This is a genomic window from Dyadobacter pollutisoli (assembly GCF_026625565.1).
Classification (GTDB): domain Bacteria; phylum Bacteroidota; class Bacteroidia; order Cytophagales; family Spirosomataceae; genus Dyadobacter; species Dyadobacter pollutisoli.
On the sequence record NZ_CP112998.1, the window covers coordinates 5159631 to 5183408 of the forward strand.

Here is a 23778-nt window from a genome sequence, read left to right on the forward strand (position 1 = left end):
AATATCACAGTTGGTTACATACAAAATAATATAAATAACTCGGATAATACAATAGCACCTCTCTGAAAAATGTGCATAAAATTCACCTTATTTAACAAATCGACTAGATTTCCAATTATAGTACAACAGCCTTATTTGAGAAGTACAAATACAGTCACATCCGGGCATTTTTTTTGCAAACATTTAATCCCCAAGCGGTTTCTCAGAATATTATACGTGAGGAAATCTATCTTGAAATTTTGCTGGAAATCCTTCTCCGTTGTGCGTAACTTTGAGTTGATTTTCTAAGTTTATCCACATTTATGACATCGCCGGCCCCTGTTTCCAAATCTGACCTGAGTTCGCTTGCCCAACAACTTGAAGGTGACTTGTATTCCGACAATACAATGCGCACTTTATATGCTACGGATGCGTCTGCGTACCGGGAAATGCCCCTGGCCGTAGCTATTCCTAAAACGATCAGTGACCTTAAAACCCTGATCTCCTACGCTACGGCAAACCGTATTTCTCTGATACCGAGAACGGCTGGAACTTCGTTGGCAGGGCAGGTCGTAGGTAACGGAATTGTCGTAGATGTCTCGAAGAATTTCAACAAAATACTGGAAATCAATGTCGAAGAACACTGGGTAAGAGTCCAGCCGGGTGTGGTAAGAGATGAGCTGAACATGGCTTTAAAATCTTACGGACTATATTTCGGGCCGGAAACTTCTACCGCCAACCGGGCCATGATTGGTGGAATGGTAGGGAACAATTCGTGTGGCTCCAATTCCATTGTGTACGGCAGCGCCAGAGAGCATACACTGGAAGTAAAAGCGATTCTCGCGGATGGATCGGACGCCGAATTCAAGGCTGTTTCAGGTTCGGATTTCAAAACATTACTGGGCAATGCACAACAGAAAAACGGAAGCGCATCCCTTCTTGATAAGATATACCTGAAAACCAACGAGATACTAAACTCTCCTGAAAACCAGGCTGAGATCAGGAAAAACTTCCCTAAACCAAGTATCGAAAGACGGAACACTGGTTATGCGCTGGACATGCTGTTGCACACTGAACCTTACGCAAACCATTCAGAATCAGCAGATGTAAAGCCATTTAACATGTGCAGCCTGATCGCCGGATCGGAAGGTACATTGTGTTTTTTAACTGAAATAAAATTAAATCTGGTACCGCTGCCTCCCAAAACACAGGGGCTGGTCTGCGTCCATTGTGATACCATCGACGAAGCGCTTCGTGCCACGATATTGACATTGAGATACCAGCCGCACGCCGTCGAACTGATTGACGACTACGTGCTCGAATGCGCCACCACAAATGCAGAACAGAAGAAAAATGCTTTTTTTGTTAAGAATAAACCTGACGGAAAATTTCCCGCTATCCTGGTAGTAGACCTTTCCAGAGAAACGCAGGAAGAAGTCGAAAGGATTGCAGCGGAAATGACCAAAGAGTTGCAGGAAGCAGGTATCGGCTTCCATTATCCACTGCTTTTTGGAGATGATACTAAAAAAATATGGACGCTGCGAAAAGCTGGACTTGGCTTACTTGCTAATATACCCGGTGACGAAAAGGCGGTAGCTGTTATCGAAGACACGGCTGTGGATGTTTATGACCAGCCGGACTACATTCGCGATTTCAATGTGATCCTTAAAAAACATGGCATGTCAGCTGTGCATTATGCTCACGCTGGTACCGGCGAAATTCACCTTCGGCCCATCATTAACCTTAAAACCAGTGAAGGGCATAAGCAATTCAGGATGATCGCCGAGGAAATTGCCGATCTGGTTAAAAAGTATGACGGATCGCTTTCAGGGGAACATGGTGACGGTCGATTACGTGGCGAATTTATTCCTAAAATGGTTGGTGAGCACAATTACCAGCTTTTCAAAGAGATCAAAAAAACCTGGGACCCGAATAACATTTTCAATCCCGGCAAGATCGTCGACACCGCTCCGATGGATACTTTCCTTCGCTACGAAGCTGACCAGCAGACGCCTGAGTTTAAAACGTATTTCCGCTTCCAGGACCAGGATATATTACAGCATGCGGAACAATGCAACGGATCGGGAGACTGTCGCAAAACGGAAATGAGCGGCGGTACCATGTGCCCGAGTTTCATGGCCACCCGCAATGAAAAGGACACCACCCGCGCCCGTGCCAACATTCTGCGCGAAATGCTGACCCGCTCGCCGAAAGAAAACCGGTTTGATAACCAGGAGATTAAAGAAGTATATGACCTGTGCCTTGCTTGTAAAGGCTGCAAAGGTGAATGTCCATCCAATGTGGATGTGGCCAAACTGAAAATGGAGTTTCTTCAACAGTACCATGATGTTCACGGTGTCCCGCTAAGGTCGTGGCTGGTGGGGAATTTCTCCAAAATGACCGGAATTGCGAGCTATGTTCCGTGGGCTTACAATTTGGTTTTCAAGAATGCGCCGCTGCGTAAAATCGCCAACCGCGTAGTAGGTTTTCACCCGGAACGCACGATGCCATTGCTGCACAGTACTACGCTGACGAAATGGTACGAGCAGCGCAAAAAGACTAATACAACAGCATCACGGAAGGTTTACCTGTTTTGCGACGAATTCACAAACTATAATGATGTTGAAATCGGCAAGAAATCTATCCAGGTTTTAGAAAAACTGGGTTATGAAGTAATTATCCCGAAACACGGCCCGTCCGGACGGCCGCAACTATCGAAGGGACTTTTGAAAGACGCAAAAAAAATAGCAGAAGAAAACATTCGTCTTCTGAAAGATGTCATTTCCCACGAAACACCGTTGGTCGGTATCGAGCCGTCGGCGATATTAACATTCCGTGACGAGTACCCTGACCTTGTGAGTGAAAATATGCTGGAAGACGCTAAAAATCTTGCGTTGAATGCATTGCAGTTTGACGAATTCATAGCACGTGAAATTGAGTTGAAACACATATCGCGAGATCAGTTCACCAAGGAGAAACGTTTGATCAAATTACATGGACATTGCCAACAAAAGGCAATTTCCAGCATGGTACCGACAAAAAAAATGCTTTCTCTTCCGGAGAATTATATTGTTCAACTGATTCCGTCGGGATGCTGCGGAATGGCGGGTTCATTTGGCTATGAGAAGGAACATTATGACATCTCCATGCAGATCGGCGAATTAGTACTTTTCCCTGCCGTACGTCAACAGCCCGAAGAAGTGATCATTGCCGCACCGGGAACAAGTTGTCGCCACCAGATACATGATGGCACAGGCCGCAAAGCGTTGCATCCTGCGGAAATTCTTTGGGATGCGCTTGGTTTTTAAAAAGCCCAGGACTTAAGTCCTGGGCTTTTTAAAAACCAGCAATAAAAGGAGCCTGCCTCAAATAGGTATTGTCCATTAACTGCCCGATCATAAAACGCGCGATATCTCCCGCACTTATTTTGCTTCCGGGACAATCCTCCGGGTCAACTTTTACATTGCCCTTTTCATCACTGAACTCAATGCAAGGCACCCTGACCAGCGTCCAGTCTACATCGCTAGCTTCCAAAATCGCATACGATTTCTGTCTGTCTTCGTGAATAGCAGGAAACGTTTCTTTCATCCACGCTGTCGCCTTTTGTGTTTCGGGACTTTTTTTATCAAAAAGTGTATCGACATTCAAGCCCGCTAGTAGTATATACCTGACCTTTCCCGCAGAAATCTGTTGCTTTTGAATCGCGCTGATCACGTTCTTAGCACCACGACTGGCCACAAGAGGCTCATCTTTTCGCTGCCCCACAGTACTGATCACTGCCTGACAGCCCTCAATCAGCACATTGACTATTTTTTCGTCCAGAACATCCCCGTGGATTATTTCAATGAGTGGATCTTGAATGGTGAAAGTGTTGGGATTCCGAAGTAGCAAGCGCAATGAGAACCCCTTCTGTAATAATTGATCTACTATATATTTGCCTGTACGGCCTCCACCGCCGATGACAGCTATTTTTTGAATTGCTTCCATTTCTCTTTGATAAAATATATGATATAAAATTCAGCCCAACGCCGATTAGCGCCGGTTGTCACAGCTGATAAGTCACGCTGCAACTGATGTTTCTATATTTTATCAGGAGATTTGAATGCGACAAAGATAAGGGGTTTTGGAAAAGATTGAGCTCAGAAGTGACCAAAATGAAATCATTCCGTCTCATTGATAAAGTCTGTTAATTCAAAATCATGAATTTAAGCCATATCGAGAGAGACTTTATAACCAATATAAAGGAGAAAATAAGGAAAGCTCAATACGAAGCGCTCACCGCAGTCAATACCAGATTAATTAGTCTGTACTGGGAAATTGGCAAGTCCATTGCGGAAAGACAATCCGAAAGTTGGGGCAAATCCATTGTCCCAACACTGTCCAAAGAGTTGCAAGCGGAGTTCCCTGGAACCGGCGGCTTCTCGACAACCAACATTTGGTATATGGTACAGTTTTATACTGATTATCAGTCTAATACAAATCTCCAACCATTGGTTGGAGAAATTGGATGGAGCAAGCATATTGTGATCCTTTCGAAATGTAAAAACAGTCAGGAGAGACAATTTTATATTCTGTCTGCCAAGAAATTCGGCTGGACAAAAAATGTCTTAATTCACCAGATCGAAAACAAAACGTTTGAGAAATATCTGCTTAATCAGACAAACTTTGATCAGGTATTGCCTGAGACTTTGAGTAGACAAGCGATGCTTGCCATCAAAGACAGTTACACATTTGACTTTCTGAATCTGGCCAACGAGCACTCAGAAAACGAGTTGGAAGTGGAATTAGTAAAGAACATTAGAAAATTTCTGCTGGAAATGGGAAGCGATTACACATTTGTAGGCAATCAGTACAGAATTCAAGTAAATGACCGCGATTACTGGGTTGACCTTTTACTGTATCACCGCAAACTACAATGCCTCATTGCCATTGATTTAAAAATCGGCGAATTCGAGCCCGAGCATAAAGGGAAGCTGGAATTCTATCTCGCAGTATTAAATGATAAGGTTAAGCTGCCTCATGAGAATGAATCCATCGGTATTATCATTTGTAAAAACAAGGACAGAACCATCGTAGAGTACTCCTTGAAAAATGGTACACTCCCGATTGGTGTTTCAACATATAACACTACTAACTTGCTTCCGAATAAATTCAAACAACTTTTGCCCAGCCCGGAAGAAATTGCTGAAAGGTTGACCGATTTCTACAAGTAGGGTTCTTCATAATGCTTTACGTACCTTTGTTCCATTCAAAAACCACCCACAATACATTCAAAATGGAAGTAAAAGATAGTAACGGCACCTTGCTTTCCGAAGGTGATTCGGTGAAAATAATTAAGGATTTGAAAGTAAAAGGCAGCTCTACGACATTGAAAAGAGGAACGCTCGTGAAGAACATTCGCCTGACTGATGATGCAGAAGAAATTGAAGGCAAAGTTGAAAGGACTGTTATGGTTCTGAAAACAATGTTCTTGCAGAAAGTGTAGAGCTCTGGCATCTAAAAAATATCAAAAACACTACTTTTTGGGAATGGATTCTTTTTGGGAAAGGATTCCTAAAAAGAATCCATTCCCAAAAAGTCATACACAAAGACAATTTCGATGAATTTATCCTGTAACAATCCCGGCCTTTAGAACCGCTTTCAGTTTTTCCCCAAATTAAAATTCATCGTCGTCCCGATACGGAAGACGGTGTTTTTGTATTTGAAACCCTCAAAACTGTTCACAACCTCCACTCGAAACGGAAAGCGGATACCTACGTCGAGGCCATAGCCGAGCTCAGTATAATTATCAGAGGCGGGTGTGGCAAGGTAATGCAGGAAAAAGTTTTCTTTGATACCCAAAACGCGAAACCAGGTGATCTGGGTAAGCAGGAACTTGCGGAATTCGCTCAGCACATGTGCTTCAAAAAACTGATTTGCCGTGCTGTAACGGTAGTAGTCCAGCATCCTGAACGTACCCACCGGATCACCTAGCTGGAAGAAAAACCGGTTGCCTGCAAAATGTTGATAGTCCGGAAAGAACACCGCCTTGTCATTCAAAAATTTCCCAGCCGCCAGCTTGTAGCTCAGCTTGCTCCTTACACCAGTTTCAAATCCGTGTTGCACACCGATCTGAACAAAATCAAAATCAACTTCACTGCCGAATGCGTCCTTGAAACCTTTACGGTAATTGATCGTAAATTTGGGAGAATCATCATCGTAGAATGATGTCTTGCCACTTTTTGTTTTGTATTTCTGCCACGGCTTGTAAGCTGCGGATACACCCAAAGTAAGCGCCTGGTGCTTGGGCATTTCGTAAGTAGGATTTACATTCTCGTCCGCCACCTCCGCATTCATGGGAATGTTAGAGGTAAATTCCCTGCGTTTCCAATCAATCCAGCGATACGAGTTCGTTTTGTTTAAATTTTGTAATGGAGAGCGCAACGCATATTCAATGTTCGCTTTCAGTTCAAAATGCTCATTTTCACGATTGGTTTTGAAGTCCATTCTGATGATGTTCTTTTCATATATTTTGATAAAATTTCTTTCCAAAAACAATGTTGTGAATGTATTTAGCAGCGGGTGCATTGGATTTTCACTGTTGAACTGGGAAACGGTTTGTCCTACCGAGACATTAATAATACTCCGCTTCCAGCCGTAGTCAATTCCCAAAATAGGCATTAACCTTTCACGGGCAAAAGAGTACCTGGTCAACGCATTGAACGACCATTCTTGCCCCTGCCTCACCGAAAAACGTTTAATGCCCGAAGAGCTCAGCTGCACTCCTTCCTGATCATTTTTTGGGTTACCTCCCCGATAACGCAGTTTCAGGCCGCCCCCGTTTAACACCAGTCCTTCCACAGTATTAACCTGTGCTCCAAAAAGCGGACTAACGTAATCCAGCCGCCACGGGCTTTTTTTGCCCAGCCGGAAACTGTGGCCCGTTAACACGCCGCCAATGAAATCATTACCGCTTCTTCTTTTTCCGTTTCTTGTCGTATCAGACTTCGAAACTTTGAGACTATCCCGCTGTTCCTGAGTACCTTCATTGACCACAATGATACTATCCAGCCGGGTGTAGCTTTTCACTTCTGCCACGGTGAGCGGTACCGTCCGGATCGAATCCCAAAACGCCGTGCTCCGCATACTCGCCATGGAATCCACCTGTGTGGAATCATTTCGGGTGAAATTCAGGTCCACATCCTCGCCTTTTTCCTCCTTCGCTTTCAGGTCCTGCTTTTCATATTCCTTCATCATTTTCCGCAGGTTTTTAGCCGAAAATTCCTTCTGCTTACCCACTACATCTTCCAGTTTTTGAGATTTTATTTCGCGGCCCGTCAGCTTGATCTTTTTCGCTTCCTCTTTCTGCTTTTTATCATCCACCACCACAATGTCAGGCTTGAAAGTAGGATTGATCTTGATGTTGGAAAATGATTGGGAAATCACAAAATCACCTTTCCCTTTCAATCCGTAAATGCCTCCCTGCACATGAAATTGCTGATTAACTGGCATCCACACGCCTTGTACGGGGCTATAAACCTGTTTGATATCAATGGTGAAACCCGTGTTGACCGTTTGCAGATCAAGACTATAAATGCTCCATTCGTCTTCGATAATGTGGATCGTGCCGCGGTAAACGCCTTCACCATAAGAGCGGGGAGTGACTTTGATTTTATTCACTTCAATGCCATTTTCCCTGAAAGCACCCTGGTATTCAAACTTGTAGTAAGCAAATGCCCTTGGCGAAAGCGGGGATACAGCTTTTACGACTTCGGGCTGATAGAAACTGGTGAGTAAGTATGCATTGGGATTCGCAAAACCCTTATCCTGGCTGTTCCGGGCAGCGATTACCCTTTGCTTGTAAGAGTTAGGCTGTTTAAAGGTCACCTCGGAAACGCTCTCATTCAGGATAGGAACGCCTTTTTTGAAGTTAGACTCTTTTTCGATTTCCTTCAATTCCTTCTTGTACAAAAACTCCATCGGAAGATCCGTAACCACGATTGAGGATTTGGTGTAAGCCTTTGCCACATAACTGTCGACCTGCAACAAATGGTACCTGCTTTTGGCAATTGCACGTCGCATGATCGTATATGCGGGATCCTCGTCGCGGCTCCCGATACGTACCTCGCCCAGGCTAAGCGCCTGCTCTTCCATGGTGAGGTCGAACGTCTCCATTTTATTTTCGACGGTAAACCCTTTCTGACCTGTTTTGAACCCCAGATATTGAAAAATAACATCGTAGTAACCCGGTTTCAGGTTCAGGAGATACTTACCTTCTTCATTGGAAATGGTACTGATACTGGTTCCTTTCACCACAATAGCTGCAAAAGGCAACGGCTCTCCCTTTTTGGTTTTGATCGTCCCTTTAATACCGGAAGCGGGTGTGGTCGTCTGTCCAAAGATGGTTGAGACCAAAAAAAGGATAAAGAATGTGGTTAACAGGAAACGTTGAGGCATACCGGTCCGGATTGAAGAGTACATGGCTATCTGGTAGATGCATCTAAATATAAAGTGGTTGCATGTAAAAGCAAACAGATTTAAATGCTATCTCAGAGATCCGCAAATTCCCACGCACTCTGATATGCGTTCAGCTGCTCGGCATAGGCGATAAAATCCAGGTAAAACGGAAGCTGAGAAAGCGTCGCGCTGTCTCCGATCACTACCAGTTTTTTTCTGGCGCGCGTCATGGCCACATTCATGCGCCGGATGTCAGACAAAAACCCGATTTCACCTTCCGGGTTACTTCTCGTCATGCTAATGTAAACCACATCACGCTCCTGCCCCTGAAAACTATCAATGGTGTTGACCGAAATTTTATCCCCGAACGCCAGCAATGAAGGACTGTGCAGCAGTTGTTCTTTCAGTAAATTGATCTGCTCCTTATATGGCGATATAATGGCGATAGTAGGAAAATCGGCAGGATTCAACATTGCCGCAAACTGGGTCAGATGTTTGAAAAGAAACACCGCTTCCTCGGGATTGGTGGAGCTGGTACCTTCCAGTTTTTCATCAAAACCACAGCCAGCGGTATCAATGAATGCCAGAGCAGCGTCGCCGGGAAATAGCAAATGATGCGCGACGGACTCGTGCGCTTTCAGGCGATTTTCGTAAAATATTTTAGAAGAAAAACCCATAATCGCCTCATTCATCCGGTATTGTTCTTCCAGCAGAATCACCGATTCGGGATGTGTAGCAGCGCATTTTTCAAGTAAGGTCGTACTTAATCCATTCTTGGCGGCTTCACTGGATTTGATCGTAGGCGATAACTGGAAATGGTCTCCGGCGAGCACTACTTTCTCACCTTTCAATATCGGGATCCAGCATGCAGGCTCCAATGCCTGCCCCGCTTCGTCGATGACGACGGTTTTATATTTCAGATTTCGGACCGTGTGGTGATTAGCCCCCACCAGCGTCGCCGTGATCACCTGCGCTTTGTTCAGCACATCGTCAATCACATATTGCTCCATAGTACCTACTTCCTTCATGATCCGGTGAGCCTCATCGAACAATGCTTTTCGCTGATCACGTTCCGCTTTTCCAAAATGACGCTTGTATTTGTGCGCCATGTTCTTATACTCATTGGCTTGCTTTTTCAGCGCTTTCACATCTTTAATGGCGCTGTGTCCAGCCATTTTACTATCCAATGTCAGGGAAGTAAGTCGCTCCGAAACCCGCACAGGGTTCCCTACCCTGACCACATTCAGGCCTTCCTCACTCAATTTCTCGCTTAGCAAGTCCACAGCCGTATTGCTGGGCGCTACCACAAGGATTTTCTGATGGTCAAGCTGATTCAGCGCTTTGATCGCCTGTACCAGCGTGGTCGTTTTACCAGTACCGGGAGGGCCGTGCACAATGGCCAGCTCATTGGCTGCAATGATCTTGTTGACTGCTTCGAGCTGAGAGCTGTTCAGGCGGGGAATTTCGATTTTGGGAAGATTGGGATGAAAAGTTGGCGATTTCTCGCCAGTCAGTATGTTGACCAGCCTGCCTTCCTTTTCATTTTCCGCTAATGCAGAGGCTGCTTTCAGGGCATTCTGCATTTCATCATAACTATTGTCATCAAACAGCACATCGATCCCCAGCTTGCCGTCGCGCGACCATTCGGGCAGTTCGTCCGTACGCAATGTTATTTTCAATCTGTTGCCGCCCTGGTAAGTGACGATCCCCTCTGCCCTGTCCTTTTTGGCATCATGATTACTAAAAAGCATCGCCGGTACGCCAAACCGCAGCTGATGCGGGATATCCTGGTGGGTAGTACGCTCCACTTCAACAGACAAATAATCGCCCCGGCTCATTTCCGTGCCGCGTATGGCAATGGGATACCACGAAAGTCCCTTCGCCCGACGCTCGGACACCGACGACATTTCGGTAATTCTCAGGTAAGACTGGCGGTCTTCTTCTCTTTCTGTTTTAAGTAAATCGAGGAGCTTTTTGAAATAATCCATGCGCAAAATAAAGCCAACTAATCGGATTAATGCATAACACCAGCATCCGCACCTTGCTGAACATCCACTTTTTCAGTGATAAAACGGCGACCAACCACTAAAACTACCAGTGCAAGTAATGCAGATCCTGCCATTGCCCCTACCATTGGAACAACGGAAGGTTCTTCAAACAAACTGATGGCGATTGATATCAATGTCCCCATTCCCATTTGAAAAGCGCCCATCAATGCAGATGCGCTGCCAGCATTTTTGGTAAATGGCGCGAGAGACAAAGCCGCAGCATTGGGATAGGTGTACCCGACACAGCACAAAAACAGAAATAGGAACACGACAGTGGTGATCAACGTCAGCATACCGCTTAAAGCCGCTGCCAGAAATGTAAAACCAATAATCACCTGGCAGATCAATGCCATATTGACGATTTGCTCACTGGTAAATTTCCTTAAAAACAAAGTATTCAGCTGGCTTGAACCAATGAATCCGACGGAAAGGAATGCGAATATCCATCCATACACTTTTTCGTCGGTATGAAACACTTCCATGAAAACCAGCGGCGAACCGGAGACATAAGCGAATAAGCCTGCGAATGCAATGGCACCAGTCAATGAGTATGTATAAAACTGTGGTTCGCGTACAACCGCCAAAAAGTTGAGAATGATCGGCCTGGGTTTGAGCGACATGGTTTTGTCGGGCTTGTAACTGTCGGGAAGCCAGAGTGCCGTCGCGGCCAGGATCGCAACACCCATTCCGGTAAGGATCAGGAACACCGCGTGCCAGCCAAACGCGGCAGTCACGTAGCCTCCAACTGTGGGAGCGATCATCGGTGACACGCCTACCACCAGCAAAAGCAAAGAGAATACCTTTGCATTATCGCTTACAGGAAACAGATCACGCACCATGGCCACCGAAGCCACCGTCGCAGCGCAGCTTCCGATTGCCTGTATTACCCGCCAAACGATCAGTTCATTGATACTACCTGACATCGCACAGCCAGCCGAGGCGAGAATGTATACGCACAGTCCTATAAATAATGGTTTTTTTCTGCCAAACCGGTCAAGCAACGGACCGTAGAGCAACTGGCCTACGGAAATTCCAATGAAAAACCCTGATAACGAAAGCGATACTTTGGCAGCGGTAGTGTGAAGGTCTTTTGCAATAGCCGGAAAGCCGGGGAGATACATATCGATTGAAAAAGGGCCTAATGCGGTTAAACTTCCTAAAATAAGGATTAAAAAGAAATACGTCTTTCTGGACATTAGTAGATGTGGTGTGAATAAGGTCTGATAACGCCTAACATTGGCGGCGGGTTCGGAGAAACGAAAAATATTAACATCAAAAAAGGCCCCGGTTTTCACCAGAGCCTTCATATTTTCACGGCAACAGACTGAATGTTTATGCTGCAAGCCAATCCAGCTTTTTGTAAACCTCTCTCTCACTTTCACTTACCGCGTAGGGCACCTTATTTTTCAGATAGATAATGCAGCCCCTCCCTTTTTTGATCGGCGCTATTTTAACTACGTCTTGTCTGTGAATAATGATATTAATGAGCTTTTGGCCCAGCAATTTGAATGTACCTGATTGTACCATATCTCTGTGAATGGAAAAATGTTAATGCTTTATGCAATTCCACTTAACGAACTTCCCGATTTCAGATACAGCAAAAAGTAATCTTTCGAAATGGGGAAATAGCTGAGGTCACTCCTATTACTTAATTGTAGAAAATCCGCCACTTCCCTTTGCGCTTCTGACTCACTTTGGGCGCCTGTAACTGTAAGTACTGCTCCCGGTTTTAGGGTACTGATTGCATTGTTACCAATTGTAGCTACCATTGTTATATTGGATTTAGAGTTAGTCGTATGTGAAATTGATTTCGGGGAGCAACCGATAAATAAATGTGCCAGCCTGATCAATTTCTATGCGTATAGACGTTATCCCATGCAGTAGTTTGGTAACTTTTTTCTGAATATAGAAATTCAAATATCTGATTACAAGCATTTTGGAAAATTTATAAAATATTTATACCGGTTACCAGAATAATGAAAACCGGACAGACCACACATGCACTTCACTCCACAACTCTTACGCTTCATCCGCCTCATCCTGCACTTCGGTCAAGCTGAGTTTCCCATCGTTTTCTTTCTGTTCAATTTTGGATCAAACCAAGAGCGTTATGAAAACATATTTATTAATACTGACACTTTTAACCGCCAGCCTGGCATCGGCACAAACGCTGATCTCCGGGAAAGTGGCAGACCAGAAAGGCGGGCCGGTACCCGGAGTGAATATCTACATTAAAGGCACCTATGATGGTACTTCTTCCGACGCCGCGGGAAATTTCTCTTTCAGTACCGACGAATCCGGCAAACAACTGCTCAATGTGCAGGCCCTCGGATTCAAACCCCAGGAAATAAGTGTGGAATGTATTGGACAGCCTGTTAATCTGCAAGTTTCACTGGCCGAAAGCATTAACCTGCTCACTGCCGTGACCATTACTGCGGGCGCTATGGAAGCTAGCGATGAAAAGAAATCGGTTGTGTTGAAACCCATTGATATTGTCACTACTTCCGGCGCGATGGGCGATATCACGGCTGCATTGCTCACATTGCCCGGTACTTCCACGGTGGGTAACGACGGACGACTGTTTGTGAGAGGCGGCGATGCTTCCGAAACTGTGATCTATATTGATGGCATGCAGGTAGGCAATGCATTTGGCAGTACAGCCTCCAATGTCCCTACCCGGACGCGTTTCAGTCCCAATCTTTTCAAAGGATCGTTTTTCAGTACCGGCGGCTATTCAGCGGAATATGGCCAGGCGCTTTCTTCTGCATTGGCTTTGAATACATTGGATTTGCCGCTCAGAAACCAGGGAGATGTCAGCGTGATGTCGCTCGGCGGCGGATACACACAAACTTTGGTAGGCAAGCAAAACGCCCTCACTGCATCCGGCAACTATTACAACCTGGCGCCCTACCAGTCATTGGTAAAGCAAAATTTTGATTGGGAGAAAAGCCCTTCCAGCTGGGACACTGAAATTTCATTGAGACAAAAGTGGGGAAATGCTACCGAGGGAAAATCCGGTTTTCTGAAAGCTTATTTCCACACCGAAGGAAGTAATATGGCCATTTGGCAAAAAATTCCGGGAGATAATGGTCGGGGTGACCGGGTAGAGCTCAACAACCGGTACTCTTACGGAAACCTGTCATTCAAGCATTTAGGCAACAAAGGCTGGTTTTACTATGGCGGACTGGCGTTCTCACATAACCGCGACGCATTGAAATTAAACCTGGACCCGATTCTCCAGATCACCCAGCTGGTTCATTCCAAAGCCGTAGCCGTCAAAGATTTTTCGCCCCAATTTTCACTTAAAAACGGCTTGGAATGGTATGTCAAAAGCTATTCAGAAGCATTGGTCGATGAAAGCCTTAAAAGAAATTACACCGACCAGCAGGTCAACCACTTTATAGAGGCCACCTATTATTTCAGCAACCGGCTGATCATGGTCGCCGGGTTGAGAACCGGCCATAGCTCTCTTGCGAAAGAAACCTGGGTAACGCCGAGATTCTCGGTAGCCTACAAGCTGAACAATCAGGGGCAGTTTTCATTTGCGGCAGGAAAATTCAAACAGCTTCCGGAAGAAAAGATGAGGATACATCAAACAGACCTCAAAAATGCTGCGGCCACACATTACATTCTTAACTATTTCATTGTCAACAACAATCGTACATTCCGCGCTGAGTCTTTTTACAAAATCTATGACAACCTGGTCACTTACAAAGGCCCGGCAACTGATCCTCAAAATCTTGCCCAAAATGGCTCAGGCTTCGCCAGAGGAATCGACTTCTTCTACCGCGACAGAAAAACTGTGAAAAACACGGATTTCTGGATCACTTACAGTTTTGTCGACAGCAAGCGCAGCTACGCCAACTTCGACGCGAAAGTTCAGCCTTCATTTGCGCCCAAACACAACGGTTCTGTCGTAATCAAGCATTTTGTAAGTGCATTGAAATCGCAAGTGGGAACTTCCTGGTCGTGGAACAGCGGCTATACTTATCACAACCCCAATCTTCCAGGCGAAATGCAGGGAAAAACTAAGGCATATAGCGACATGAGCATTAGCTGGAGTTACCTGCCCCGGCCTAACATTATCCTGCATGCGGCATGCTCCAATGTGCTAGGCCGCTCGAATGTGTTCGGTTACCGGTACGCGTCGCAGCCGGACGAAGCTGGGGCGTTCGCCAGCCTGCCGGTGGGACAGGGAGCTCGTCGATTTGCCTTTATCGGGCTGTTTATTACCCTTTCGAAAGACAAGAATGCTAATCAGTTGAACAATTTATAAGACTTGCCAAGTCTTGGAGACTTGGTAAGTCTCATTTCAAACCAATCAAAATCATGAAAAAGCTAACACTCATTTTCGCATTATTCCTGACGGTACTTAACGCAAACGCGCAAGAGTCACCCTACCAAAAAGCGATGAAAAAAGAGATCGCCAAACTGATTGAAACTGACTCGCTACCGGTATTGCAGCAATCGGCGAATGCATTTGCCCGAATCTGCGAACTGAATCCAAAAGAATGGCAGCCTTATTACTATCATGCGCTGGCCTACACTTATCAGGGTGTGAACAATGCACTCACTGCTGACAAAAAAGATGAAGCATTGGCCAAAGCAGAGGAAATAGCCCAAAAAGCGGATGGAGTGTCGCCAAACAACTCCGAAATCGTGGCTTTGCAGGGGTTTATCACGATGGCCAAAGTAAGCGTCGATCCGTCGGGCCGGGGACAAAGCTTGTCCGGCCAGGTGATGCAGACGTTTGGAAAAGCATTAGCATTGAATGACAAAAATCCACGGGCACTCATCTTGCTGGCTCAAATGGAATATGGTATGGCCAAGTTCTTTGGCTCCGGGACTGAGAAAGCTTGCGGATCGGCGAAGCAAAGTCTGGCTATATTTGCCGGGCAGGATCAGGCGGCACTAATAGCCGATCTTCAACCTACCTGGGGCAGAAATCTAGCAGAAAAAATGGTCAAAGGCTGTCAATAATTGCAATTTGACCGATATTGTAACCCTATGATAGTCACAACGCGAGGATCGAAAAAATTCTGGAACTTCTCCCCAGCTTTCCTGGGCATCAACTTGTTGATCGCACTCATGATCGCCCTGACTTCCTGTCTCGAATGCTTCCTAACAGGTGAAGGCTGGCGTGCTTTAATGGAAGAGTTGCCAGTATCTTTTTTAATGTCATGCACATTGAGCTATGGCGGTTTTCTGGTCGAACATTATTTTGATAAAACGATTTCATGGATTCAATATCCTGTAAAAAGGCTTGTTCTGGAATGCTTGTCGTACTTCTTGTATGTATTCTGCACGAGCTTTGTGATCATATTCTTGCATGTTTATTTCATCCGCCAGGCTTTTACATTAGACCAAATTCCATGGAAAGACCTGGTGAACTGGACTAAATTCCCGATGAAACTTTCCTTTGTTTTATCATTCATATTGATCAGTCGCTCTTTTTTACTCGAATGGCGCAAGGCTGCCATTGAAACCGAGCAGTTGAAAACAGAAAGATTTGCGCAGCAATACCAGTCGCTGAAAGACCAGCTGAACCCGCATTTTCTTTTCAATTCGTTGAATGTACTAAGTAACCTGGTGTACGAAAATCCGGACACAGCGGCCAAATTCATCCGCCAGTTGTCGGGGATCTATCGCTATGTGCTCGAAGTGCAGCAGGAAGAACTGGTCACACTGCAGCAGGAGCTCAACTTTGCCAATAATTATCTGTCCCTACAAAAAATCCGGTTCGAAGATGGTCTGCAATACCACATTCAGGTCGACCAGGCCAACCTCGGATTCCTGCCTCCATTGTCGCTGCAACTACTGCTTGAAAATGCGATCAAACACAACATTGCTTCCATCGAACATCCATTAAAAATCGATATTCTTTTGAATGGCAATGTATTGACTGTTAAAAATAATTTGCAGCTGAAAAGCAGTATTCCAGATGAATCCACGGGCGTTGGACTTTCGAATATTAGTAAAAGATACGAGTTGCTGAGTGCCGAAAATATCACCGTTGACAATTCCGGCGAATCATTTATTGTGAAATTGCCTTTGCTGAAAATATGAAGATCCTCGTTATTGAAGATGAAAAACCTGCCGCCCGGCGCCTGATCCAGCTCATTAAGGAGCGAATGCCGGAAGCTGAAATTTATGATAGCATTGACACCGTCACCGCTGCGGTAAGGTGGCTCGAAAGTAATCCACGGCCCGACTTGGTCTTTCTCGACATTCAGCTGGCAGACGGGATCAGTTTTGAGATATTTGAAAAAGTAAAAGTTACCGCACCTATTATCTTCTGTACCGCTTTCGACCAATATGCGATCAAGGCATTCAAGCTGAACAGCATTGACTACCTTCTCAAACCCGTCGATCCGGAAGAGCTAACCAATGCATTGAACAAATTCAAATCGGGGCTGCGGGAGCCAGTTATTTCTCTGGAACACATCCGCAGCCTGATACAGCCGCCACCGAAATCGTTCAAAACAAGGTTTCTCGTCAAAATCGGCGAACGCATTCAGACGGTTGATGTACAGAACATTGCATTCTTTTATAGTGAAGACAAGGTCACTTTCCTTCAATCTCGGGCGGGGAAGAAATACATCATCGACTACACATTAGACGAGTTGGAAGAAATGGTGTCGCCAGATACATTCTTCCGGCTGAACCGAAAATACATCAGCGCAATTTCCGCGATCAAAGATGTGTTCACTTACTCCAACAGCCGCCTGAAAATCCATCTGGAAAATTGTGCTGATAATGATATTCTGATCAGCAGGGAGAAAATGGGAGCTTTTAAGAGCTGGCTGGGGCAATAAATTTTTAGCCACGAATACACGAATACTCACGAATATATTAGTGTCCATTCGTGTATTCGTGGCTAAATAAATGTGGTAAGGCACAGATTTTTAAGGTAATATCTATTATTGATTATTTCAAAAATAGATATGAGAGCAATCTGGTCCGGGGCCATTGGATTTGGTCTGGTAAATATCCCCGTTAAACTTTTCAGCGCAACCCAGGGTAGCGAGCTGGATCTGGACATGCTGGACAAAAAAGACCACGCTAACATTCATTTTCAGCGGGTAAATGCAAACACCGGTAAGGAAGTGAAGTGGGAAAACATTGTTCGCGGCTACAAAATCGAGGACAATTATGTGGTTTTGGATGAAACCGATTTCGAAAAAGCCAGCCCGGAAAAGAGCAGGATCATCGAGATCGCCGAGTTTGTCAATGAAAAAGATATTGACAGCATTTACTACGAAACCCCCTATTACCTCCAACCCGAAAAATCCGGCGGCAAACCCTACGCCTTACTGCGCGATGCTTTGAAAAAAACGGGTAAAGCAGGGCTCGGAACATATGTTTTGCGCAACCGGGAAAGTTTGGTATTGATCAAACCCCAGGACGATCTCCTAATATTGAACAAGATACGGTTCGGGGAAGAAATACGCGACCCCGAAGATCTGACGATACCTGATGTCAAGATCAAACCCGCGGAAATGGCGATGGCTGTGCAATTGATAGAGCAGCTTACAACCGAGTTTGATATTTCACGATACAAGGACACTTACAATGAAAAGTTGCTGAAACTGATCATGGCCAAAGCGAAGGGCAAAAAACCAGCCACTTCAAAGATGAAGGTAGTGCATTCCAAAAGCAAGGACCTGATGGCTCAATTAAAAGAAAGCCTTAGCGCTCCAAAACGAAAAGCATCATGAAAAAGCACACGGAACTGATTTGTAACTTCAATAATACATTAGGAGTTGTTTCGAAGTAATAGTTACTTTATTGCTTCAACCATACTCCTTACCTATGTACTTTTTTAAAACAATAAAACCCATAAACCTGGCCGCTCAGCTACTTTTTGTTCTGGTATCTTCCATTTTTACCAGCTGCAAATCCGAAGAAAAGAAAGAAGAAGTTACGGAAACCGCAACCAAACCTGTCGTGATCGGCTATGTAGGCGGGTTTCACGGCTTGCTGAATACCGAGCGCATCGAAGCCAAAAAGCTGACGCACATCAATTATGCATTTGTAAATGTGCAGGATGGCAAAGCATTTCTTACCAATGAAAAAACCGATTCCACCAATTTCCGTAAGCTCAAACTATTGAAAGACCAAAATCCTGATCTTAAAATCCTGATCTCGATCGGCGGCTGGGCATGGAGTGAGAATTTCTCCGACGCTGTACTTACCGAAGCTTCCAGGAAGGTTTTTGCCAAAAGTTCGGTGGATATCATCAAAAAATATGATCTGGATGGTGTCGATATTGACTGGGAATACCCTGGAATGATGGGCGAAGAAGGCAATGTGTTCCGTCCGGAAGACAAACAGAACTTTACACTCATGTTCAAAGCGATCCGCAATGAGCTGAATTTATTGGAAGAAGAAACAGGTAAGAAAAAATTGCTCACTACTGCTATTCCCGGTTTTGTTGAGTTCCTGAATGTGACCGAAATGGGTAAGGCGCAGGAATTTCTGGATTATGTCAACCTGATGACCTACGACCTTTTTCAGGGCGATACCGTTGTCCACCACGCGAGTTTGTATCCGTCCGACATTTACAAAACAGCTAAATCAGCCGATAACGCATTCAAAGCGTTCACCGCGGCGGGCGTTCCTGCCGGTAAATTGGTCATGGGACTTCCATTCTATGGGCGTATGTTCACGGTGGCCAAATTGGAAAAAGGGTTAGGCCAAAAGCAAACTGCCCAGGAATATCTGGACGGCTATACCTACATTAAAGATAGTCTGGTCAACAAAAAAGGCTTCAAAGAATACCGCGACACAGTAGCCAAAGCGCCATATTTGCTCAATGCGACTACTGGTCAGATACTCAGCTACGACGACGAAGAGTCGGTAAGAGAAAAATGCAAGTATGTACTGGACAAAAAAATGGGCGGTGTAATGTTCTGGGAATATGATTCTGACCCGAAACATTATCTGCTGGATGAAATCGACAAATCATTAAAATAGCTTCCATTCATCAACTTCGTGATAGCCCTCCTGCAAAGCGCCCGTACGAAACAGATTAACGTACTCATGTGCTTTGCGGGTGGGTTCTGGCAGCCGGTGCTTGCCGATACATTTAAAAGCAATGTCCAGACTGTCCTGTAAACTCATCTGATGTCCGGGAGAAATGAACACGGGCTTGACATTATTTTTGCTCCTGACTGCAAAACCAATGGTTTCGCCACTGTCAGTCACCGCTGTGAACTGGCCTTTTGTTTCGCCTGGTTCCGTATAAAGCCCGGCAAGCTTCTTCTTCGCACATCCCATTGTGACCGTATCTGTCAGCACCCCGAAATGGGAAGCGATACCCATTCTCCTTTTGTGCAAAATCCCATTTCCGTCAAACATGATCAGGTCGGGCTTTACGGGCATCTGTTCAAATGCTTTGAGTATTGACGGAATTTCCCGAAACGCCAGATAACCAGGCACATAAGGAAAATTTGTATTTCCTTTCACGAGTGAATAGGCCACTACCTGCAATTTCGGGTAGGACAAGATCACAATTCCTGCGTAAACGGTCTGACTGTAAAGCGATAGTGAAATGTCGGCCCCTGCGATAGTCCTGACAGGTTTTTCCAGTGGGATCAAGCTCAGTTTGCTTCTAAGGTCTTTCTGAATGGCGGTGGCCTCCGCAATGGTCAATCGGTCATAATTAGACTCGGGTGTATCGGGCATTTCGGCTGAAATCACTGGCATGATATTTCGTATTGGACTGGTACATGTAAGATTAATACAAAAACCAAACCATCCTCATGGAACAACATATTAGCGTCAAGCGCAAATGGGCGAACTGGAAATTCATCGCCTTCATAGTGATCCTTATTGCAGTATTTATCAAATTTTTTGTGCTGGATGAAAGAGATGAAAATGCGACCGTGGTCGTAGAACTGGATCTGTCGCAGGTGGCGTTCCGAAACCAGGAGGAGGTAGAGGCTGTATTGGGCAAAGGAAAACTGGACAGCTATTACAAAGACGAGAAGGCAGGATGTGATAAGTGCCCTAAACTGATTTACAGGGACGGAAAAGTTGAGATCATATTTATCAATGAGATTGCCGACCGCATTACACTTAAAAATCTGAACGACTTTGATTTTGAGAACAGGGTGATCCTCGGCCTGCTGAATTTAAAGGAGAACATTGAACCCAAGGTTGACGAGAATGGTCTGAAACGATGGGATAATTATGAAAAATACTCCCAGATCGCAGCTTTTGCATCCGGCGGTCAGGTTGATTACATTTTGATAAAAAGCAAAACCGAATAGCCCTGTCGTACCATTTATTATTTGCGGCTGACCTGGTTCAGCAGCAAATAACCCAAAATTCCGGACAAAACAGAACCAGTCAAAATAGAGAATTTGGCTTCGGACAGGATCAGTTCTGCTCCCGGAAACGACAGCAATGCGATAAAGACAGACATTGTAAACCCGATGCCGCCAAGCATTCCGACCCCGACAATATGAATCCAGCCAGCTCCTGCCGGCTTTACACTGATCCTCATTTTGACGGTAAGCCATGAAAGTATGGTAATCCCCAGCGGCTTGCCGATCACCAGGCCGAGTATGATACCGAGCCCCAAACTGGTAGTAAGCCCGTCGAGCATTTCGGGAACAAAACGAATGTTGGTATTGGCCAATGCAAAAAGCGGCATAATAACGAAATTGACAGGATTAACGAGGATGTGTTCCAGCTTTTCGAGCGGAGATTCGTCAGCCGTTGAATTGGTAGGAATCGCAAATGCAGTTAGTACCCCGGCGATAGTCGCATGCACACCGGAATGATGGATAAAATACCAGATAAAAAGGCCCGGAATGACGTAGGCGACAAGATTTTTCACACCCAGCCTATTCATTAAAAGCAACATTCCAAAAATCCCGCCCGCATATAAAAGGTACACATAATGGAGATCCGAGGAATAAAATACTGCAATTACCAATATGGCCATCAGGTCGTCGACGATGGCGAGTGCGGCCAGGAATATTTTAAGCGACGATGGTACTTTTTTTCCGAGCATGGTAATGACCGCCAGTGCAAATGCAATATCAGTAGCCATCGGAATACCCCAGCCAGCCGCGGTTTCCGTGTTTTTATTTAAAATAAAGTAGATCGTCGCCGGAGCTATGACACCTCCCAATGCCGCAAAAATCGGCAATGCCGCTTTTTTGAAAGACGATAGTTCTCCTTCTACCAGCTCCCTTTTTATTTCCAGCCCGACAAGCAGAAAAAAAATGGCCATCAACCCATCATTGATCCACAACAAAATGGGATATTTCAGATGAACACTTTCTGTATTGAAACCCAGATCGATACTTAGAAAACTCTCAAAAGCAGCACCCAGCGAAGAGTTGGCAATAATGAGAGAAATAATGACGCAGACGATAAGGATTGCGCCTCCCAGCGATTCTGACTGCAAAAATTCGCGAAAGGGTTTCAGGTTAATAGATTTGGCCATATGGCAATTTAGCAAAAAGAAAATTATCCGTTTTACTCAGATATTGTACTTTTCAAATAACATTCATACTTATTCAGGATTGCACAAAAGCAACATTGATCATCATAGCAATATGCGAAAATATCCATTAAATTACTCAACATCAGCCATTCATAATACCATTGGCTCACTTGTTAAAAAAACGTGATGCATTCCCATACAACGCACTTACATTTGTACAGTCAAATAAGACAAAGACAAGAAAACACAATCAGCTATGAAAAATTCAGTAACATCATTCGTTTGCGCAATGGCGCTCAGTACTTCGCTAGTATTCGGTAACCATATAGATGATAAGGCAAAATTTACTGCTAAACTTCCCCTGCCAGCTGCAACGCCTGCATTGGAAACTCCGGCACCACAACATACCAAAACGGTAGACAATTTTAACAAATACACTCCTGCGCAAAAAGCTGCTATTGTAGAGCTTAAAGTTGCAAAATAGAAAAAGGTGAAAAATTGAGATTAAAAAGGAGACCACTTGGTCTCCTTTTTTTGTGTCGTTATATAGCAGCAAGGGTGGGATCGCCGGACTTCTGTTCCCGGCTGGCCCGGTGTCTTTCCAGATAAATATTCGCAAACGCGAGCAGCACGAATCCCAGAAACAATTGAATGTAAGTGAATTGCATCAATACTTTGGACCAGCTAAGGTCCTTGATAAAGAATTCTTTATATAACAGCAGCCCCACGCTCCCCATGTAGCCAATGCTTTCGCAGATGTAGACGAAATATCCCGCATTGGCCTTGATCCTGAAAAGCGCGATCATCCGCTCGAAAACGACTGTTTGCAAAACAGTGTAAGCCAAAAACGTCCCCAGACCGACCATCAGCATCCAGTAAAAACCATTGATAAGATTACCCTGGAATAAAAACGTCCCCAGTCCCATTAAGAAAATCGACGCAAAAAGAATGAGGTTGGTGAGCCGGAAACCGATAACATTATCCCGGACAAAAGCCAGGCTTCCGATGATGACCAGAACGACAATTCCGGTAATCATTTCGGTAGTAGTAAGGACGCTGCTACCCCAGTTGACATCAATCTCGTTCCAGATCTCAATGGTGAAGTTGTCGCGAAAATCACGAACTACCACCAGCGTTGCGTAGAAAATAACCAGGCAGACAATCGGAAAACCAAATTGCCTCATGACCAGTTGCTTGTCCTGCTTTGTCATCGGCACCCGTTCGGTCCGGAGACTGATATCTTCCGCACTCGGCGCAGGGATGACTGATAGCATCCACACAAACAATAAAAAGAATGGCAGGAACAACGCGCCCATAAAAAAAGGCATCCAGAATTCTGAGATGCCCGGAAATACGCGGTGAATTTCAATGTAGAATGTCTTCAAAATACCGGAGGCGACTACCACGCTGATATTGAGCCCCATCGCCAGCATCTCGGTGAAGCGCCGCCCTTCCAGAAAACTAAAAACGACCCCGTAAACCATTCCCAGGGGAAGGCCATTGATAAAAAGAAAAACGAAATTGTAAGGATAAGGAACCAGGCCGAAAAACAACAATGCAATCTCAGCGACCAGAATAAGTCCAATGATCAACCCGATCCTGGAACTATGTTTCAGCTCGGAAATGACTTTGATACCTGCAAATTTGGAAAGTGTATACCCCGCGACCTGCGAAATGATCAGTACCGCCTTGTAGCTCACGTCCCACAGCTCCAACCCCTGATAGAGGCCCGCGTTGAACGGCTTTCTGAATGCATACATGCAGAAATAAGTACCAAAAGACGCGATCACAGCCCAGGCAATAAACAGCGAATTAGAACGCAAAAGTGCTTCTTTCAAACGCATAACCAAGATT

20 protein-coding genes are annotated in these 23778 nt (G+C 45.0%); 11 read left to right on the top strand and 9 right to left on the bottom strand.

Annotated features, from left to right (window positions below; genetic code table 11):
• Positions 1-302: 302 nt before the first annotated feature.
• On the top strand, positions 303-3287 hold the full coding sequence (locus tag ON006_RS20975) for an FAD-binding and (Fe-S)-binding domain-containing protein (protein ID WP_244823815.1): 2985 nt from the start codon (positions 303-305) through the stop codon (positions 3285-3287).
• Positions 3288-3315: 28 nt separating this feature from the next.
• Here the strand turns inward: ON006_RS20975 and ON006_RS20980 are convergent, their stop codons facing one another.
• The gene (locus tag ON006_RS20980; RefSeq protein ID WP_244823816.1) at positions 3316-3966 is read right to left on the bottom strand and encodes an NAD(P)-dependent oxidoreductase; all 651 of its coding nucleotides are present in this window, start codon (positions 3964-3966) and stop codon (positions 3316-3318) included.
• A gap of 212 nt (positions 3967-4178) precedes the next feature.
• On the opposite strand from ON006_RS20980, the gene ON006_RS20985 reads away from it, so the two are divergent.
• Positions 4179-5192, top strand: coding sequence for a PDDEXK nuclease domain-containing protein (locus tag ON006_RS20985; protein WP_244823817.1), 1014 nt, complete (start codon positions 4179-4181; stop codon positions 5190-5192).
• Positions 5193-5254: 62 nt separating this feature from the next.
• A complete protein-coding gene (locus ON006_RS20990; RefSeq protein ID WP_244823878.1) occupies positions 5255-5464 on the top strand; it encodes an alkylphosphonate utilization protein in 210 nt (69 codons plus the stop codon).
• 155 nt (positions 5465-5619) lie between these two features.
• Here the strand turns inward: ON006_RS20990 and ON006_RS20995 are convergent, their stop codons facing one another.
• The 5 genes from ON006_RS20995 to ON006_RS21015 form a co-directional block, all read right to left on the bottom strand.
• Positions 5620-8415 (bottom strand): DUF5686 and carboxypeptidase regulatory-like domain-containing protein, encoded by a 2796-nt coding sequence (locus ON006_RS20995; protein ID WP_267609897.1) that lies wholly within the window; start codon positions 8413-8415, stop codon positions 5620-5622.
• Between the two features lie 92 nt (positions 8416-8507).
• Positions 8508-10403, bottom strand: coding sequence for an AAA domain-containing protein (locus ON006_RS21000; protein WP_244823819.1), 1896 nt, complete (start codon positions 10401-10403; stop codon positions 8508-8510).
• A gap of 26 nt (positions 10404-10429) precedes the next feature.
• Positions 10430-11659: a multidrug effflux MFS transporter gene (locus ON006_RS21005; RefSeq protein ID WP_244823820.1), complete on the bottom strand. Its 1230-nt coding sequence runs from the start codon at positions 11657-11659 to the stop codon at positions 10430-10432.
• Positions 11660-11795: 136 nt separating this feature from the next.
• A complete protein-coding gene (locus tag ON006_RS21010; protein ID WP_244823821.1) occupies positions 11796-11990 on the bottom strand; it encodes a hypothetical protein in 195 nt (64 codons plus the stop codon).
• 29 nt (positions 11991-12019) lie between these two features.
• Entirely contained in the window at positions 12020-12232 is a 213-nt protein-coding gene (locus ON006_RS21015) for a hypothetical protein (RefSeq protein WP_244823822.1), read from the bottom strand.
• Positions 12233-12573: 341 nt separating this feature from the next.
• Here ON006_RS21015 and ON006_RS21020 point away from each other — a divergent pair, with 341 nt between their 5' ends.
• The 6 genes from ON006_RS21020 (at position 12574) to ON006_RS21045 (ending at position 19439) form a co-directional block, all read left to right on the top strand.
• Entirely contained in the window at positions 12574-14739 is a 2166-nt protein-coding gene (locus tag ON006_RS21020) for a TonB-dependent receptor (protein WP_244823823.1), read from the top strand.
• Positions 14740-14792: 53 nt separating this feature from the next.
• Positions 14793-15443, top strand: a complete 651-nt coding sequence (locus ON006_RS21025) for a hypothetical protein (protein WP_244823824.1) — start codon at positions 14793-14795, stop codon at positions 15441-15443.
• 27 nt (positions 15444-15470) lie between these two features.
• On the top strand, positions 15471-16529 hold the full coding sequence (locus tag ON006_RS21030; protein ID WP_244823825.1) for a sensor histidine kinase: 1059 nt from the start codon (positions 15471-15473) through the stop codon (positions 16527-16529).
• Positions 16526-17278, top strand: coding sequence for a LytR/AlgR family response regulator transcription factor (locus tag ON006_RS21035; protein ID WP_244823826.1), 753 nt, complete (start codon positions 16526-16528; stop codon positions 17276-17278). Before ON006_RS21030 ends, ON006_RS21035 begins: the two co-directional genes overlap by 4 nt.
• Positions 17279-17407: 129 nt before the next feature.
• Entirely contained in the window at positions 17408-18181 is a 774-nt protein-coding gene (ku, locus tag ON006_RS21040) for a non-homologous end joining protein Ku (RefSeq protein ID WP_244823827.1), read from the top strand.
• Positions 18182-18275: 94 nt separating this feature from the next.
• Complete coding sequence (locus ON006_RS21045; RefSeq protein ID WP_244823828.1) at positions 18276-19439, top strand: glycoside hydrolase family 18 protein; 1164 nt, start codon at positions 18276-18278, stop codon at positions 19437-19439.
• On the opposite strand, the gene nfi is transcribed toward ON006_RS21045, so the two are convergent.
• Positions 19431-20171 (bottom strand): deoxyribonuclease V, encoded by a 741-nt coding sequence (gene nfi / locus ON006_RS21050; protein WP_244823829.1) that lies wholly within the window; start codon positions 20169-20171, stop codon positions 19431-19433. The genes ON006_RS21045 and nfi overlap by 9 nt on opposite strands.
• Before the next feature lie 56 nt (positions 20172-20227).
• Here nfi and ON006_RS21055 point away from each other — a divergent pair, with 56 nt between their 5' ends.
• The gene (locus tag ON006_RS21055; RefSeq protein WP_244823830.1) at positions 20228-20737 is read left to right on the top strand and encodes a hypothetical protein; all 510 of its coding nucleotides are present in this window, start codon (positions 20228-20230) and stop codon (positions 20735-20737) included.
• 17 nt (positions 20738-20754) lie between these two features.
• Here ON006_RS21055 and nhaA read toward each other — a convergent pair whose 3' ends face one another.
• A complete protein-coding gene (nhaA, locus tag ON006_RS21060; protein WP_244823831.1) occupies positions 20755-21924 on the bottom strand; it encodes a Na+/H+ antiporter NhaA in 1170 nt (389 codons plus the stop codon).
• A gap of 256 nt (positions 21925-22180) precedes the next feature.
• Here nhaA and ON006_RS21065 point away from each other — a divergent pair, with 256 nt between their 5' ends.
• Positions 22181-22408, top strand: a complete 228-nt coding sequence (locus ON006_RS21065; RefSeq protein ID WP_244823832.1) for a hypothetical protein — start codon at positions 22181-22183, stop codon at positions 22406-22408.
• A 58-nt stretch (positions 22409-22466) separates the two neighbouring features.
• On the opposite strand, the gene ON006_RS21070 is transcribed toward ON006_RS21065, so the two are convergent.
• Positions 22467-23768 carry a DUF5690 family protein gene (locus ON006_RS21070; protein ID WP_244823833.1) on the bottom strand — a complete coding sequence of 434 codons (1302 nt, stop codon included), beginning with the start codon at positions 23766-23768 and terminating at the stop codon, positions 22467-22469.
• Positions 23769-23778: the final 10 nt, after the last annotated feature.